15 protein-coding genes are annotated in these 16,638 nt (G+C 60.6%); 6 read left to right on the top strand and 9 right to left on the bottom strand.

Annotated elements, in window-relative coordinates:
* Positions 1-65 precede the first annotated feature (65 nt).
* From ACR52_RS12375 to dksA, 5 genes are all read right to left on the bottom strand, one after another.
* The gene (locus tag ACR52_RS12375) at positions 66-1,505 is read right to left on the bottom strand and encodes a sigma-54-dependent transcriptional regulator (protein ID WP_048724454.1); all 1,440 of its coding nucleotides are present in this window, start codon (positions 1,503-1,505) and stop codon (positions 66-68) included.
* A gap of 22 nt (positions 1,506-1,527) precedes the next feature.
* A complete protein-coding gene (locus ACR52_RS12370; protein ID WP_161799296.1) occupies positions 1,528-4,482 on the bottom strand; it encodes a sensor histidine kinase in 2,955 nt (984 codons plus the stop codon).
* Complete coding sequence (locus tag ACR52_RS30310; protein WP_003176118.1) at positions 4,466-4,642, bottom strand: hypothetical protein; 177 nt, start codon at positions 4,640-4,642, stop codon at positions 4,466-4,468. Before ACR52_RS30310 ends, ACR52_RS12370 begins: the two co-directional genes overlap by 17 nt.
* Before the next feature lie 62 nt (positions 4,643-4,704).
* Entirely contained in the window at positions 4,705-5,592 is an 888-nt protein-coding gene (gene gluQRS / locus ACR52_RS12360) for a tRNA glutamyl-Q(34) synthetase GluQRS (RefSeq protein WP_048724440.1), read from the bottom strand.
* Between the two features lie 84 nt (positions 5,593-5,676).
* On the bottom strand, positions 5,677-6,120 hold the full coding sequence (dksA, locus tag ACR52_RS12355; RefSeq protein ID WP_048724437.1) for an RNA polymerase-binding protein DksA: 444 nt from the start codon (positions 6,118-6,120) through the stop codon (positions 5,677-5,679).
* Between the two features lie 320 nt (positions 6,121-6,440).
* On the opposite strand from dksA, the gene ACR52_RS12350 reads away from it, so the two are divergent.
* Together ACR52_RS12350 and sfsA are read left to right on the top strand one after the other, a co-directional pair.
* Positions 6,441-7,613 (top strand): pyridoxal phosphate-dependent aminotransferase, encoded by a 1,173-nt coding sequence (locus ACR52_RS12350; protein ID WP_048724436.1) that lies wholly within the window; start codon positions 6,441-6,443, stop codon positions 7,611-7,613.
* Complete coding sequence (gene sfsA / locus ACR52_RS12345; protein WP_048724435.1) at positions 7,613-8,326, top strand: DNA/RNA nuclease SfsA; 714 nt, start codon at positions 7,613-7,615, stop codon at positions 8,324-8,326. The genes ACR52_RS12350 and sfsA overlap by 1 nt, the downstream gene beginning before the upstream one ends.
* Here sfsA and ACR52_RS12340 read toward each other — a convergent pair.
* Positions 8,323-8,640: a Rieske (2Fe-2S) protein gene (locus ACR52_RS12340; protein WP_048724433.1), complete on the bottom strand. Its 318-nt coding sequence runs from the start codon at positions 8,638-8,640 to the stop codon at positions 8,323-8,325. The two genes, sfsA and ACR52_RS12340, sit on opposite strands and share 4 nt — an antisense overlap.
* Before the next feature lie 155 nt (positions 8,641-8,795).
* Here ACR52_RS12340 and ACR52_RS12335 point away from each other — a divergent pair, with 155 nt between their 5' ends.
* Genes ACR52_RS12335 through ACR52_RS12325 form a run of 3 tightly spaced genes read left to right on the top strand, consistent with a single transcriptional unit; the run spans position 8,796 to position 11,475 of the window.
* Positions 8,796-9,674 (top strand): heme/hemin ABC transporter substrate-binding protein, encoded by an 879-nt coding sequence (locus tag ACR52_RS12335; RefSeq protein WP_048724431.1) that lies wholly within the window; start codon positions 8,796-8,798, stop codon positions 9,672-9,674.
* A 50-nt stretch (positions 9,675-9,724) separates the two neighbouring features.
* Positions 9,725-10,708 (top strand): FecCD family ABC transporter permease, encoded by a 984-nt coding sequence (locus tag ACR52_RS12330; protein WP_173439241.1) that lies wholly within the window; start codon positions 9,725-9,727, stop codon positions 10,706-10,708.
* On the top strand, positions 10,708-11,475 hold the full coding sequence (locus tag ACR52_RS12325; protein ID WP_048724429.1) for a heme ABC transporter ATP-binding protein: 768 nt from the start codon (positions 10,708-10,710) through the stop codon (positions 11,473-11,475). Before ACR52_RS12330 ends, ACR52_RS12325 begins: the two co-directional genes overlap by 1 nt.
* A 240-nt stretch (positions 11,476-11,715) precedes the next feature.
* On the opposite strand, the gene ACR52_RS12320 is transcribed toward ACR52_RS12325, so the two are convergent.
* The 3 genes from ACR52_RS12320 to ACR52_RS12310 all read right to left on the bottom strand — a co-directional run bounded on the left by ACR52_RS12320 (position 11,716) and on the right by ACR52_RS12310 (position 14,182).
* The gene (locus ACR52_RS12320; RefSeq protein ID WP_048724426.1) at positions 11,716-11,988 is read right to left on the bottom strand and encodes a TfoX/Sxy family protein; all 273 of its coding nucleotides are present in this window, start codon (positions 11,986-11,988) and stop codon (positions 11,716-11,718) included.
* Positions 11,989-12,189: 201 nt separating this feature from the next.
* Positions 12,190-12,534 (bottom strand): pentapeptide repeat-containing protein, encoded by a 345-nt coding sequence (locus tag ACR52_RS12315; protein WP_048724424.1) that lies wholly within the window; start codon positions 12,532-12,534, stop codon positions 12,190-12,192.
* 91 nt (positions 12,535-12,625) lie between these two features.
* Positions 12,626-14,182 carry a bifunctional aminoglycoside phosphotransferase/ATP-binding protein gene (locus tag ACR52_RS12310; protein ID WP_048724422.1) on the bottom strand — a complete coding sequence of 519 codons (1,557 nt, stop codon included), beginning with the start codon at positions 14,180-14,182 and terminating at the stop codon, positions 12,626-12,628.
* A 118-nt stretch (positions 14,183-14,300) separates the two neighbouring features.
* Between ACR52_RS12310 and mrcB the strand changes: the two genes are divergently transcribed.
* Positions 14,301-16,625 (top strand): penicillin-binding protein 1B, encoded by a 2,325-nt coding sequence (gene mrcB, locus ACR52_RS12305; protein WP_048724421.1) that lies wholly within the window; start codon positions 14,301-14,303, stop codon positions 16,623-16,625.
* Positions 16,626-16,638 lie beyond the last annotated feature (13 nt).

The raw sequence follows: 16,638 nt of genomic DNA, 5'->3' as shown, positions 1-16,638 counted from the left end.
TTACGTGAAAAATCAGCGGTAACAGTTTTTTCACATCTGAGGGTGTTACCTGTGGGGGCACACCCTCAGCTTTCGCTGGCCACCCCCGTCTTGCGCCGTGGGATGCCCAGGCGCTGGCGCCGTTCCCACAGACACTTGCGGCTCACGCCGAGCTTGCGCGCCAGTTCGGTCTCGGTCATGTGGTCCTGATGCTCAAGGACGAAATGCTGGAAGTAATCTTCCAGTGACAAGTCTTCGGTCGGCTCATGGCTGGTATTGCTACCACCGCCCTGTTGCGGGGCTAGGCCGATGAAGTCGTCATCGTCCAGATCACTGAGTTCAATATCGATACCCAGCAGCTCTGCGGAAATTTCCGGGCTCTCCGACAGAATCACCGCACGTTCTACCGCGTTCTCCAGCTCGCGCACGTTACCCGGCCACGAGTAATGCCGAATCGCCTGCTCGGCGTCTGGGGCGAACTTCAGGTCAGTGCGGTTGATGCGGGCGCTCTGACGCAGCAGGAACGCGTTGGCGATCTCGTTGACGTCGGCGCCACGCTCACGCAGGGCCGGCAGCTTGAGGGCGATTACGTGCAGGCGGTAATACAAGTCCTCACGGAACTGGCCGATCTTGGCCAGGCTCTTCAGGTCGCGGTGTGTTGCTGCGATCAGGCGGACATCCACCTTCTGCGACTGCACCGAACCCACGCGGCGAATCTCGCCTTCCTGGAGCACGCGCAGCAATCGCGCCTGGGCTTCCAGCGGCAACTCGCCGATTTCATCGAGGAACAGCGTGCCGCCGTCCGCCGCTTCCACCAGGCCCGCACGCCCGGCGCTGGCGCCGGTAAATGCGCCTTTCTCGTGGCCGAACAGTTCGGACTCGATCAGCGATTCGGGGATCGCCGCGCAGTTCACCGAGATCATCGGTGCCTTGGCGCGCTTGGACAGGTTGTGCAGGGCGCGGGCCACCAATTCCTTACCGGTACCCGATTCACCCTGGACCAATACATTGGAGTCGGTCGGCGCCACTTTGCGGATCTTGCTGTAGAGATCCTGCATCGGTGGGCAGGAGCCGATGATGCCGATCTCGCCGTTGCTGTTGTCGACACCGGGCTTGTCCGCACCGTTGGCGGCTTTGCCGGCGGGGCGCTGCTCGGCCGGGGCGCTGCTGGACGACTGTCGGTCACGCAGGATGCGGGCCACGGCCTGGAGCATTTCATCGTGGTCGAAGGGCTTGGCGATGTAGTCCACCGCGCCCATTTTCATCGAATCCACCGCCGAGCGCAGGCTGGCGTAGCTCGTCATGATCAGCACCGGTGTGCCCTGGCCAAGCTTGATCAGCTCGGTGCCCGGTGCGCCGGGCAGGCGTAAGTCACTGACAATCAGGTCGAACGTGGGAATGCTGAATCGCTCTTGGGCTTCCTGCACCGAGCCGGCTTCGCTGACCTGGTACTGATTACGTTCAAGCAGGCGACGCAAGGCAGAGCGGATAATTGTTTCGTCTTCGACGATCAAAATGTGCGGCATTGATTCAATTCTCTCGACGGTCTCAGTTCACAGCGGACGTCGCTTCGACATGACGCGGCAAGGTCACCCGAATACGGGTGCCGCGTTGGCTTTCGGTGTCAGCCGGGCTGTCGATGGTGATTTGTCCATAATGCTCTTCAACGATGGAATAGACCAGTGCAAGGCCCAGACCGGTACCTTCACCCGGGTCCTTGGTGGTGAAGAAGGGTTCGAACAATCGGTCCATGATGTTCTGTGGAATGCCGCTGCCTTCGTCTTCGACGATCAGGTCCACGGTGTGCTCAAAAGCCTCGGTCTTGACCCGTACGGCACCGCCGCCGGGTGTCGCGTCGCGGGCGTTGGACAGCAGGTTGATCAGCACTTGGGCCAGGCGTTGTGAATCGCCGTCGACCCAATGGTCGGGGTCGCACAGGTTGAAGAACTGTACTTCGAAATTGCGCCGGTTCAAGGCCAGCAGCCCAATGGCATCCTGTGCCACTTCGGCCAGGCACACCGCCTCGTCCTGATTCTGATGGCCGCCGGCATGGGCGAAGCTCATCAGCGACTGCACGATGCGCGAGACGCGCTTGGTCTGTTCGAGGATCTGCCCGCTGATTTCGATGATTTCACCGTCTTCTTCGCGCTCTTCCCGCAGGTTTTGCGCGAGGCAGGCGATACCGGTGATTGGGTTGCCGATTTCATGGGCCACCCCGGCTGCCAGGCGACCGATGCTGGCCAGGCGCTCGGAGTGCACCAGCTTGTCTTCAAGCATTTGGGTGTCGGTCAAATCTTCGACCAGCAATACCAGGCCGCTGTTGCCCGGAGCCAATGGCTCGTCGATGGCGGCTTTATGCAGGTTGAGCCAACGGGTCTGGCCGTCGAGGGCCAGGTGCTGCTTGTGCAAGTGCTCGTCGGGCAGGTTGATAAAGCCCTGGAGCAGTTCTTTCCAGGGATCGCCCAAGGTATTCAAGCGCGAGCCGACCACCCGCTGTGCGGCAATACCGGTGAGTTCTTCCATGGCCTTGTTCCACATCAGGATCTCCTGATCCTTGGCCAGGGAGCAGACGCCCATCGGCAGTTCCTGCAGGGTCTGGCGGTGGTAGCGGCGCAGGGCATCCAGTTCTGCCGCGAGGCCGGTGAGGCGCGAGTGGTAATCCTCCAGCCGGCTTTCGATGAAATGGATGTCTTCGGTGACGTAGTTTTCGCCGCCCGCCTTGTAGGGCAAAAAGGTTTCCACCATGTCTTGGGACACGCTGGGGCCCATCAGCCCGGAGAGGTTGGCTTCGATGCGATCACGCAGGCGACGCAGGGCATACGGGCGGCGCTCGTCGAAAGGCAGGTAGAGATCGCGCAGCGCTTGCTCGACTTCCTTTTGCGCGGCTTTGGCGCCGAGGGGTTTGGCCAGTTGCGTGGCGAACTCCTGCGGCGAGGCGGCATGCAGCTCGCGGCGTTGCGGGCGACGCACGTTGTCCACCGCGCAGGCTTCGGCGGCGCTGGTTTCTTCCGGGCTGGCGTTGGTGAACAGCGAGATCAGGGTGAACATCAGCACGTTGGCGGCCAGGGATGCAATCGCCGCCATGTGCCAACTGGTGTCGTCCAACACGTAGATCATGTTCAGCAGCGGGATGTAGAAGCCCTGCAGGTTGCCGACCAATGGCAGCAGCATGGTGACGATCCACACCAGGATGCCGGCCAGCAGCCCGGCGATAAACCCGCGGCGATTGGCGGTCGGCCAGTACAGCACCGATAACACGCCCGGCAAGAACTGCAAGGTGGCGACAAACGCGACGATGCCGAGGTTGGCCAGGTCTTGCCCGGCGCCGAGCAACAGGTAGAACCCGTAGCCGGCCATGATGATCGCCACGATCAGCGCGCGGCGGGTCCATTTCAGCCAGCGGTAGATATTGCCTTCGGCAGGGGGCTGGTACAGCGGCAGCACCAGGTGATTGAGCGCCATGCCTGACAACGCCAGCGTAGTGACGATGATCAGCCCACTGGCGGCGGACAAGCCGCCGACGTACGCCAGCAGCGCCAAGGATTTACTGTTGGCGGCAATGCCGATGCCGAGGGTGAAATACTCGGGGTTGGTAGTAGCGCCCAGTTTCAGGCCGGCCCACAGGATCAGCGGCACCGCCAGGCTCATCAGCAACAGGAACAGCGGCAAACCCCAGCTGGCGCTGACCAGCGAGCGTGGGTTGAGGTTCTCGGTGAAGGTCATGTGGTACATGTGCGGCATCACGATCGCCGAGGCGAAGAACACCAGCAACAGCGTACGCCACGGGCCTTCCTGCAGCGGGGTGTGCAGTGCGGCGAGTGCGGTCTGATTTTGCAGCAGCCACAGCTCCAGCTGTTGCGGGCCGTCGAACACGCCGTAGAGCGCATAGAGGCCGACCCCGCCGATGGCGATCAACTTGATCACCGACTCGAACGCAATCGCAAACACCAGGCCTTCGTGTTTCTCACGGGTAGCGATATGGCGCGAGCCGAAGAAAATCGTGAACAGTGAGATCAGCGCGCAGAAGGCCAGGGCGACGCGATGCTGCACGGGCTCGCGGGTCAGGATACTGATGGAGTCGGCCACCGCCTGAATTTGCAGGGCCAGCAGGGGGAGCACGCCGAGCAGCATGAAGATGGTGGTCAGCGCGCCGGCCCAGGTGCTGCGAAAGCGGAAGGCAAACAGGTCGGCCAGGGACGACAGCTGATAGGTACGGGTGATCTTCAGGATCGGGTACAGCAGCACCGGCGCCAGCAAAAATGCCCCGGATACCCCGAGGTAGCTGGAGAGAAAGCCATAACCATACTGGTAGGCCAGGCCCACCGTGCCATAGAACGCCCAAGCGCTAGCGTAGACGCCCAGGGACAAGGTGTAGGTCAACGGATGGCGAATGATCGCCCGCGGAATCATTCCGCGCTCACTGATCCAGGCGACTGCGAACAACGCGGCCAGGTAGGCGGCGCTGATCAGCAGCATCTGGGTGAGGCTAAAGCTCATCGGCATCTTTTTGGCTCTGCAGGATGAAGGTCACGACGATCAGGATCAGCCACAGCAGATAGGGGCGATACCAGGCGCCCGTGGCGTCGATCCACCAATCCATGATGGCGGGAGAAAACAGGTAGATCCCGACGACCAGCAGCAGGACCAATCGATAGATGTACATGTTGGCCTCTGATTAAAAAACTGCGGCGATGGTAACGGATGCTTGGCAACCTGCAAGCGCCTTCAGCTCAATTGCGCTTCGGCCAGCGTGAGTGTGCGCGGGATCCGTTTCGCATCCCAGTGTTGAATGCCCCAATCCAGCAGTTCCCGTGGGCTGGCGTGAAGCAGTTCGTCGCCGGGTTGCTGGCCGAGGGCGCGCAAAGCCCTCAATAGCAAAGGCGTGGCCTGGTCTGGCGTCAATGGCGGGGAGCGGTAGGACTTGCCCAGCTTGTTACCGTCGGGCTGGACAATCAGCGGCACGTGCAGGTAGCGCGGTTGGCGCAGGCCCAGCAGCTCTTGCAGGTACAGATGGCGCGGCGTGGAGTCCAGCAAGTCGGCACCCCGGACGATATCGGTCACGCCTTGCCAGGCATCGTCGAGTACCACGGCCAGTTGATAGGCGTACAGGCCGTCGCGGCGGCGGATGATGAAGTCGCCTGAATCACGCCCCAGGTGTTGTCGGAATTCGCCCTGTACGCGGTCGGTAAAGTGGTATTCCAGTTCGGGAACGCGCAAGCGAATGGCGGCATCCTGCTGATCGTGACCGGCATTGCGGCACAAGCCCGGATAAATCCCGTTGTAGGGTTCCAGCTGTTTGCGCGAGCAGGTGCAGGCGTATGCCAGGCCGTGATTAAACAGGTCATTCAGCACTTTGGCGTAGGCTTCATGCCGCTCGCTTTGTCGGACCAGTTCGCCATCCCACTCGAAGCCGTAGCTTTCCAGTGCGTGCAGAATGGCCGCCTGTGCGCCGGGCTCTTCACGGGGAGGGTCGAGGTCTTCCATGCGCATTAACCAGCGGCCATGGTTGGCGCGGGCATCGAGGTAGGAAGCGAGGGCGGCGACCAGGGAACCGAAGTGCAAATGGCCGCTGGGCGTGGGGGCGAAACGCCCGATATAGGTAGAGGCTGTCATGGGCCGGATACTACTGGAAAATCCATAAACGCCAGAAACAAAAATGGGGCGTTTACACGCCCCATTCGCTCAACTCGGCAGGGATCACTTGCCGACCTGTTTTTCCTTGATTTCAGCCAAGGTCTTGCAGTCTACGCACATGTCCGCAGTTGGGCGGGCTTCCAGGCGACGAATACCGATCTCGACGCCGCAGGATTCGCACCAGCCATATTCTTCGTCTTCGATCAATTGCAGCGTCTTGTCGATTTTCTTGATCAGCTTGCGCTCGCGATCACGGGCACGAAGTTCAAGGCTGAATTCCTCTTCCTGACTGGCACGGTCCGCCGGGTCAGGGAAGTTCGCGGCCTCGTCCTTCATGTGGTCAACCGTACGGTCGACCTCCTGCATCAAGTCCTGTTTCCACTTCTGCAGGATCTTGGTGAAGTGCTTGCGCATGGGCTCGCCCATGTACTCCTCACCTTTTGACTCTACATAAGGTGTGAAGCCGCTGAGGGCTGGAGATTGTTGTTGCTTTGCTTGGGTGGACATGAATAGACCGCCTCTCACTCTTCTAATCCATTGCGCAGGATTGCAACGTCACCGACACCTGCCGGCCCTGCGGCTGCAAGCGGGCGAACTTACCAGATAGATTCAGGGTGCGCTACTCCCGGTTGTCGAGGCCCATCGCGCCGGGGTCGCAAACTGCAGCGGCCCGTCGTTGCTGGGTATGGTGCGTCTCGAATGTTGATTTTAGTCGTTTTGCAAGCGCGTGCCCGGTTCATCGTGGACCGCCGGGCAGGCAATAGAGCATGTTTTACGGCGAGGGTTCGGTAGAATCCTGATTTTGTCCTCACCGTTAAGGAAGGCTAATGGCCCAGCCCTACAGTGCGCGCAGTCGCGCTATCGAACCTTTTCATGTCATGGCGTTGCTGGCGCGAGCCAACGAGCTGCAGGCGGCTGGCCACGATGTCATCCACCTGGAGATCGGCGAGCCGGACTTCACCACCGCCGAGCCGATCATCCAGGCCGGCCAGGCCGCGCTGGCCAATGGCAAGACGCGTTACACAGCAGCTCGTGGCCTGCCTGAACTGCGTCAAGCCATTAGCGGTTTTTACCAGCAACGCTACGGCTTGAGCATTGATCCCGAGCGCATCCTGATCACGCCCGGTGGCTCCGGCGCCTTACTGCTGGCCAGCAGCCTGCTGGTGGATCCGGGCAAACACTGGCTGCTGGCAGACCCCGGCTACCCGTGTAACCGGCACTTCCTGCGACTGGTGGAAGGCGCGGCCCAATTGGTGCCGGTGGGTCCGGACGTGCGTTATCAACTGACCGCCGACCTGGTGGCCAAGCACTGGAACCAGGACAGCGTCGGCGCATTGGTCGCGTCCCCGGCCAACCCCACCGGTACCCTCCTTACACGCGACGAATTGGCCGGGTTGTCGAGTGCAATCAGGGCGCGCGACGGCCATTTGGTGGTTGACGAGATCTACCATGGCCTCACTTACGGCACCGATGCCGCCAGCGTGCTGGAAGTCGATGACGAGGCCTTCGTCCTGAATAGTTTTTCCAAGTATTTCGGCATGACCGGCTGGCGCCTCGGCTGGCTGGTGGCGCCGCCTGCTGCGGTAGGCGAGTTGGAGAAGCTGGCGCAAAACCTCTACATCAGTGCGCCGAGCATGGCCCAGTACGCGGCCCTGGCCTGCTTTACCCCGCAAACCCTGAGTATTCTGGAAGAGCGTCGCGCCGAGTTCGGCCGTCGTCGTGACTTCCTGTTGCCGGCCCTGCGCGAGTTGGGTTTTGGTATCGCTGTGGAGCCCGAGGGGGCGTTTTATTTGTACGCTGATATCAGCGCGTTCGGCGGTGATGCCTTCGCGTTCTGTCACCACTTCCTGGAGACCGAGCACGTTGCATTTACGCCCGGGCTCGATTTTGGTCGCTATCAAGCCGGGCATCATGTGCGCTTTGCCTATACGCAAAATCTCGATCGGCTACAGGAAGCGGTGGAGCGGATCGCCCGTGGCTTGCGGAGTTGGCAAGGCTGATGCGCTTTCATCCTCCCCTCGAAGAAGGTCGGCTGATTCGCCGCTACAAGCGATTTCTCACTGATATCGAAACCGTTACCGGCGAGTTGCTGACCATTCATTGCCCAAACACTGGCTCGATGCTCAATTGCATGGTCGAAGGCGGGCAGGTCTGGTTCAGTCGCTCCGATGACCCCAAGCGCAAGTTGCCAGGCACCTGGGAAATTGCCGAAACGCCTCAAGGCCGGCTGGCGTGCGTCAACACCGCGCGCGCCAATCAGCTGATTGAGGAAGCGTTACGTGCCGGGGTGATTACCGAGCTGAACGGCTTCACGGCGTTGAAACGCGAGGTGCCTTACGGCCAGGAGAAAAGCCGCATCGACTTTCGCCTGGAATACCCCGCCGGCGCGGCCTATGTCGAAGTCAAAAGCGTCACCCTGGGGTTTGATGGCACTGCGGTTGCGGCTTTTCCTGATGCAGTGACCCAGCGCGGCGCGAAACACCTGCGGGAACTGGCGCATCTGGCCCGCGAAGGTGTGCGTGCGGTGCAGTTGTATTGCGTCAATCTCTCCGGGATCGATGCGGTGCGCCCAGCCGTGGAAATCGATGCCGGTTACGCCGCAGCCCTCTGCGAGGCCAAGGCGGTGGGTGTGGAAGTGTTGGCGTACGGCGTGCGAATTACGCCTGAGGAAATTTACGTGGATCGCCGACTGGACGTGCTGCTGGGCGACTAGAGTTGCACCCACAGGCCTTTCGCGTCTTCACGGCCGGGCAGGGCGGTGAGGCTTTGCCCCGCACACGGGCCGGCGATGCACTCGCCGCTCTCAATCAGGAACAGCGCGCCGTGGGTGGCGCACTGGATCAGGCTGGCACTGCTGTCGAGAAAATGGTCGGGCTTCCATTCCAGCGGGATGCCGCGATGAGGGCAGCGATTGATATAGAAGTAGGCAACGCCGTCCCGGCGCACGGCCAACAGCTTGCAACCGTCGATATCAAAACCGAGGCTGCTGTTGGGCGCGAGGGTGTGGGAGGGGCAGAGAAACTTCATTTCAATCCTTAAGTGCCTTGACGTTCAAATGCAAACAATTATCAAATGCCGGCTTCGCCCGCTAGCTGGTAGGGTGCTCAATACGATGCCGGGCAGGGATTATCTGTCACATTGATGAGTGCTCGAAGGCCCCGCCCTTGGAAGGAAACCCTGTTATGCGCCTGAGTGCCAGCGCTATCGCGCTTGTTGTCGGACTGCTGGTCAACCACGGGGCACAAGCCTCTGAACTGCCCCAGCGCTGGGTAAGTGCCGGCGGGGCGCTGTCGGAATGGGTGGTGGCCCTGGGCGGCGAGTCGAAGTTGGTGGGGGTGGACACCACCAGTCAGCATCCTGAGTCCCTCAAGGCATTGCCGAGTATCGGTTACCAGCGGCAATTGTCGGCTGAAGGCATTCTGAGCCTGCGCCCGCAAATTCTGGTGGGCACCGAAGAAGTGGGCCCGCCGCCGGTGTTGGCGCAGATTCGCAACGCGGGTGTGCAGGTGGAGATGTTTTCCGCGCAGCCGGATTTGCCGACCCTGAAAGGCAACCTTCAGCACTTGGGCAAGTTGTTGGGCGCTGGGGCCAAGGCCGGTGAATTGTTCAGCGGGTATGAGCAGGCGCTTGATCAGCAGAAAGGCTGGGTCGCGAAGGCCCAGGCGACGCAAAAGGCCCCGGGCGTGTTGTTGCTGCTCGGGCATGCCGGCGGCAAACCGCTGATTGCCGGCAAGGACACGGCGGCTGACTGGATGTTACAGCGGGCAGGCGGGCACAACCTGGCGACCCATACGGGTTACAAACCGTTTTCGGTGGAGTCGCTGGCTGGGCTGAGTCCTGATGTGCTGGTGTTTGCTGATCGAGCCCTCACCGGTGACGCCGCGCGTGCGGCGCTGTTCAAGGAAAATCCGATCCTGGCTTCAACCCCAGCGGCCAGGAATGGGCGGGTGTTTGAGTTGGACCCGACCCTGCTGGTCGGTGGGCTTGGGCCGCGTCTGCCGCAGAGCCTGCTAAAACTGTCTGCCGGGTTCTATCCCTCCCAGGCTAAACCTGCCCCATGACCACTCTGGTGAAACCGCGAACACTGTTTATCGGGCTGGCGCTGTTGTGTGTGTTGGCGACCTGGCTTTCATTGGCGCTGGGGCCTGTCAGCCTGCCGTTGCTGGATACGCTCAGGGCCGCCTTGCGCTTGATGGGTGTGCCGATTGAGGCTCAGGGGCTGGAGCAGGCAGAGCTGATTCTGGGGCAGATCCGCTTGCCGCGTACCTTGCTCGGTCTGGCGGTTGGCGGTGTCCTGGCATTGTCGGGCGTGGCGATGCAGGGGTTGTTTCGCAACCCGTTGGCCGATCCGGGGTTGGTCGGTGTTTCCAGTGGTGCGGCGCTGGGGGCGGCCGTCGCGATTGTCGGCGGTTCGTTTTTTGGTGGATTGCCGGATGCGTTCGGGCCGTACCTGTTGTCGTTATGTGCGTTTCTCGGTGGTTTGGGGGTAACCGCGCTGGTTTACCGTCTGGGCCGGCGCAACGGCCAGACCAATGTCGCGACGATGCTGCTCGCCGGTATCGCGCTGACGGCCCTCGCCAGTTCGGCGGTGGGCTTGTTTACCTACCTGGCGGATGACGCCACGTTGCGCACCCTGACCTTCTGGAACCTGGGCAGCCTCAACGGTGCCAGCTATTCGCGCCTGTGGCCGTTGTTGCTGGTGAGCGCTGGCGTGGCACTGTGGTTGCCGCGCCGGGCGAAGGCGTTGAATGCACTGTTACTCGGCGAGTCCGAGGCCAGTCACTTGGGGGTCAATGTCGAAGGGCTCAAGCGGGAATTGGTGTTTTGCACGGCCCTCGGCGTGGGTGCGGCTGTGGCGGCGGCGGGGATGATTGGTTTTGTCGGGTTGGTGGTGCCGCATCTGGTGCGCTTGCTGGCAGGGCCGGACCATCGGGTGTTGCTACCAGCGTCGGTGCTGGCGGGTGCGAGTTTGCTGCTGTTTGCTGATCTGGTCGCACGCTTGGCCTTGGCCCCAGCTGAATTGCCGATCGGTATTGTGACGGCGTTTATCGGCGCACCGTTTTTTCTCTATTTGTTACTGCGAGGGCGCGCCTGATGCTGCGAGTAGAAGCGCTGCAGATCCGGCGTGGTCACAAAACCGTGTTGGCGGACGTCACGCTGGACCTGCTGCCGGGTGAGGTGCTCGGCGTGCTAGGCCCTAACGGCGCGGGCAAGAGCACGTTGCTCGGCGCCTTGTGCGGTGAGTTGCATCCGGACCAGGGCAAGGTGTGGCTGGATCAGCAAGAATTGAAGGACTGGAGCGGGTCGCAGCGAGCGCGGCGCCTGGCGGTGCTGCCGCAGGTCTCAACCCTGGATTTCGCGTTCCGGGTCGAAGAGGTTGTCGGCATGGGCCGCTTGCCCCATCAGACCGGGCGTGTGCGGGATGACGAGATTATCCATGCAGCGCTGCAGGCGGCGGATGTCGGACATTTGAGCGGTCGCAGCTACCTGGCCTTGTCGGGTGGGGAGCGTCAGCGTGTGCACCTGGCGCGGGTACTGGCGCAATTATGGCCGGGGGAGGCGGGGCAGACATTGTTGCTGGATGAGCCGACATCGATGCTTGATCCCTTGCACCAACACACGACGTTGCAGGCGATACGTACGTTTGCCGATCGTGGCGCGGCAGTGCTGGTGATTCTCCATGACCTGAACCTGGCGGCGCGTTACTGCGATCGGATTATGTTGCTGGAGGACGGGCGACCCCATGCGTTGGACACGCCGGCGCAGGTGATGCGGCCCGAGCCACTTAAAGCGGTGTTTGGTTTGGATGTGCTAGTGCAGCCGCATCCGGAGCGCGGGCATCCGTTGATCATTGCGCGCTGAAGCTTTTTTACAGGCAAAAAAAGACCCGGCAAGAGCCGGGTCAAATAACCGTGATTAGCCTGATGAGGAGATAATCTGAGAGTCCGAACCAATGGTCTTCCAGTTATCGGCTGATCTCGCGACCAGTTGTGATAATCATAACGATTCTCATTTGAGAGTCAACATCTGTTTTGGGTTGATCTTCTGTTTTCCTCAAGCGTGTGTGCGAAAGGCCCGTAAACATTGGGTTTTACAGCTGATCTAATTTTTCGGGCGCGTCGAAATAGCGTCCAGTTGACGGTTCAACGCTTCCTTTCGCTCGGCCGGAACGTCGTTCCAGTGCACATCCATCAACGCCCCCTCAATGGCATACAGCAGTACTTTTGACGCGCGGAACCCGCGGGTCCGTACGGCTCGATAAGCATCGACTGCCCCCAGGCGGCGCAAGTCGGACGCACTGTGGATGCCCACCGCATGCAGCCACTGCGCCGACGTCTTTCCAAGGTTTTTCAGGTGTTGCAGCTCATCGTTCATCAAGCCTCCTTGCGCCGGCCGAATGGTGCGGTGGGTATCGTGACCAGGCAAGCCTGAAAAGGAGTGTAGCGCTCAGTAGGAAAAGCGTGGTTCTTTGGTCGAGAACGGCTTAAAGCTTATAAGAATGGCGCGAATTTTTTGACGCGGGCAGGCGTGAAGCGCCCGCTACGCTTGAGCGTAGCGGGGCTAGGGGAGGCGATGTTACTTGGTGCGGTAGCGCAGGCGTGTACCAAAATTGACCGACATGAGAATCTCGTCGGCGGTCAATTCAGGGGGGAAGTAGGTGCCCGAAATCTGCGCATGGGCCAGGCTGGCACCTTCGAGAGAGCATTCGCGTAAATCCAGGCCACGCAAATCGGCGGAGCGGAAATACGCGTCGGTGAAATCCACGCCTGTTGCGTCCAGATTACGCAGATCCAGCCCTCGGAAATCGCCACCGCGCATGTCAATGACGCCGTCTTTGGGGCGCTCTTGATTGAAGCCTCGGACATTGTCTTTGTGCAGGAGCGAATAGAGCGGGGTATCAAGAAGCTTCGGCTGACTCATGACGGAGATCCTGTTGGATTTATGGCGCCAGTATAGTGCCACTATTGCATGGCCGCGCGCCGAAGACGACGACGCGACCAAGAAATTTTTCTTACAGCCCTGGCAGACGTTGACGAATATGCGCAACCAATGCGTCAAGGGTTCCGCTTTCATTGGTCTCAACGCGCTTGCTTAGGAGCAGCTCTTCGGCAGTCAGCGGATCGCGCTGGGCTTGCTGCTCTTCAATAACGCTGAGGGTGGCGTCGGAAGGATCGTTTTGATCTGCTTGACGCTGCGCCAGCCAGCTGGTGATGACGGCTTGCGGCGCGTTGCAGTCGAGGATCAGGAAAGGCGCGCCCGTTGCTTCGGCCACCTTGGCTGCAGCGTCGCGTTGCGCTTGCTTCAGGAAGGTGGCATCCAGCACCACCGGGAAACCCGCGCGCAGCACGGTATCGGCAATTTCGTTCAAACGTGCGTAAGTTTTATCGCTGGCGTCGGCGGTATAGATGCCGGCCTGTGGTGTGTTTTCAACTTGTTGCTCGCCAAACAGTCGCTTGCGCTCGACGTCCGAACGCAGGCGAACGGCGCCCAAGGCTTCCACCAGGCGTATGGCGACGTGGCTTTTGCCGACTGCCGAGACACCGTGCGTAATCGCCAGGAAGCGTGAGGGGATGGTGCTGTAGCTTTCCGCCAGGTTGGCGTAGTTGCGGTACTGGCGCAGCGTGGTGGCGCGTTGCACCGGGTCAGCCTCGCTCGGCATGCTGAACAGCGAAACCTTGGCGCGTACCAGGGCACGGTAGGCTTTATAGAAGTTCAACACTTCCAGGCCTTTATAGTCGCCGGTCAGCTCCAGGTATTGGCTGATAAAGCGGCGCGCCAGGGATTTGAGGCCGCGGTCTTCCAGGTCCATGGCCAGGAAGCCGGTGTCGGCGTACACGTCGGTGAAGCGAAACGGCTCGTTGAACTCGATGCAGTCAAAGATCACCACATGGTCATCAATCAAGGTGGCGTTGCCCAGGTGGATATCACCGTGGCACTCGCGGGTGAAACCATCGAGTTTGCGCTGTGCCAGCAGTGGCTTGAGGCGTTCGAAGCTGCTTTCTGCCCAGGCTTGCAAGGCTTCTAGTTGGATCAGGTCGGCCTTGTCGCTGAGGAATGGGCGGATCTGCTCAAAGTTTTGGCGTACGGGGGCCATCACTTCGTCTGGAGTGCCGGCAGGGTGGTCTTGCGCAACTTGGGGCGCGGTCAGGTGAAAATGCGCGATCTGTCGGGCCATCTCATCAATGTGCGCGTTGGTCAGCTCACCGTTGGCTTGCAGTGTGCTGAGCATTTGGCTTTGTGGGAATTGGCGCATTTTGAGCGCGTATTCGATCACCGGGCCGTCGCCACCCAGTTGCGGTGCCTCGGCGGTGCCGGTGATCGGCAACACTTCGAGATACAAATCTTCGGTCAGCCGTTGGTTGAGGCGTAGCTCTTCGTTACAGAAATGCCCCCGATCGTCCAGCTTGGTGAAATCCAGAAAGCCGAAATTCATTGGCTTCTTCAGCTTATATGCGAACGGACCGGTCAGAATTACCCAGGAAATATGGGTCTCGATGACTTGAAACGCTTCAACCGGATGAGGGTACAAAGCCGGGTTTTGCAGGGCGGCGATCAGGGACTGGCTCACGGGCGATCCTTCAGAGTCTGGGAAAATTCATGGCGGGCATTATGGCTGCTACGGACGGTCGTGCAAACCGCTGCCCGGCTCATGTTGATCATCAATAAAGTGCGTATAATCCGCCGCCATGACTCGAACCCGATCTCCCCGTTCCCGTAAAAAACCTCCTTCCCGTGGCCTGCGCCCATGGCTGGGCTGGGCGCTCAAGCTTGGCCTTGTGGGCCTTGTGGTGCTCGCCGGCTTCGCGGTGTACCTCGACGCTGTGGTCCAGGAAAAATTCTCCGGCAAGCGCTGGACCATTCCAGCCAAGGTGTATGCACGCCCACTGGAACTGTTCACCGGCCAGAAGCTGAGCAAGGATGATTTTCTCACCGAGCTCGACGCCTTGGGCTACCGCCGCGAACCCGTAAGCAACGGCCCCGGCGCGGCGGCTGTCAGCGGTAATACCGTCGACTTGAACACCCGCGGCTTCCAGTTCTATGAAGGCCTGGAAAAAGCCCAGCCGGTGCGCGTGCGCTTTTCCGGCGACTACGTGGCTGAGCTGTCGTCGCTCAACGGTTCAAAGCTGCCGGTGGTGCGCCTGGAACCGCTGATGATCGGCGGGATTTACCCGAAGAACCTTGAAGATCGCATTCTGATCAAGCTTGATCAGGTGCCGCCTTACCTGCTGGAAACCCTGGTCGCCGTAGAAGACCGCGACTTCTATAGCCACTGGGGCGTGTCGCCGAAGTCGATTGCCCGCGCCGTCTGGGTCAACACCTCCGGCGGAAAAATGACCCAGGGCGGCAGTACGTTGACCCAGCAGTTGGTGAAGAACTTCTACCTGACCAACGAGCGCAGCCTGACCCGTAAGCTCACCGAAGCCATGATGGCGATGCTGCTTGAGCTGCACTACAGCAAGCAGGAAATCCTCGAGGCGTATCTCAATGAGGTATTCGTCGGCCAGGATGGCCAGCGCGCGGTGCACGGTTTCGGTTTGGCCAGCCAGTTCTTCTTCGGCCAACCGCTGTCCGAGCTGAAGTTGCATCAGGTCGCGTTGTTGGTTGGCATGGTCAAGGGGCCGTCCTACTACAACCCGCGTCGCAACCCGGAGCGTGCGCTGGAGCGCCGTAACCTTGTGCTCGATGTGCTGGAGCAGCAGGGCGTTGCCACTCCGGAGCAAATCGCCGCTGCGAAGAAAATGCCACTGGGTGTGACAACCCGCGGCAAGCTGGCGGACAGTTCCTTCCCGGGCTTTATCGATTTGGTCAAACGCCAGTTGCGTGAAGACTACCGCGACGAAGACTTGACCGAAGAGGGCCTGCGGATTTTCACCAGTTTCGACCCGATTCTGCAGATGAAAGCCGAAGCGTCGGTCAACGACACCTTCAAGCGTCTGGCCGGCCGTAAAGGCTCCGATGAAGTGGAGGCGGCCATGGTCGTGACCAATCCGGAAACGGGTGAGGTCCAGGCTATGATCGGCAGTCGCCAGGCCAGTTTTGCCGGCTTCAACCGCGCATTGGATGCCGTGCGACCGATTGGCTCGCTGGTCAAGCCAGCGGTCTACCTGACGGCCTTGGAAAAACCGAGCAAGTACACTCTTACCAGTTGGCTGTCGGATGACCCGCTGTCGGTCAAAGGTGCCGATGGCCAGGTGTGGACGCCGCAGAACTTTGATCGCCGTTCCCACGGTACGGTATTCCTGTACCAGGGGCTGGCGCATTCCTACAACATCTCGACTTCACGTCTGGGTCTTGAAGTGGGCGTGCCGAATGTTCTGAAAACTTTGGCGCGGCTGGGTATCACTCGTGAATTCCCGGCGTTCCCGTCCATGCTGCTGGGGGCCGGAGCCATGACACCGATGGAAGTCGCGACCATGTACCAGACACTCGCCAACGGTGGTTTCAATACGCCGATGCGAGGGATTCGCAGCGTACTGACGGCCGAGGGCGAGCCGCTCAAGCGCTATCCGTTCCAGATTCAGCAGCGCTTCGACGCGGGCTCCATCTACCTGATCCAGAACGCCATGCAGCGTGTAATGCGCGAAGGTACCGGGCGCTCGGTCTACAGCACGTTGCCGTCGAACCTGACGTTGGCGGGCAAGACCGGTACCAGTAACGATTCGCGCGACAGCTGGTTCGCCGGCTTCGGTCAGGATGTATTGGCCGTGGTGTGGCTGGGCCGTGATGACAATGGCAAGACGCCGTTTACCGGTGCGACCGGTGCATTGCAGGTCTGGACCAGTTTCATGCGCAAGGCCGACCCGCTGCCGCTGAATATGCCGCAACCGGACAATATCGTGCAGGCCTGGATTGATCCGCATACTGGCCAGGGCTCCGATGCCAACTGTCCGGGCGCGGTGCAGATGCCGTATATTCGCGGCAGCGAACCACCACCCGGTGCCGCATGCGGTGGCAGTGCCCCTGCTGACGCGGAATCGGTGATGGATTGGGTCAAGGGCTGGATGAATTAAGCAAAGAGGGTTT

This window comes from Pseudomonas fildesensis, assembly GCF_001050345.1.
In the GTDB taxonomy this organism is placed as follows: Bacteria; Pseudomonadota; Gammaproteobacteria; order Pseudomonadales; family Pseudomonadaceae; genus Aquipseudomonas; species Aquipseudomonas fildesensis.
Note: the sequence above shows the minus strand (reverse complement) of the source record. Positions and strands in the feature narration are given on the sequence as shown.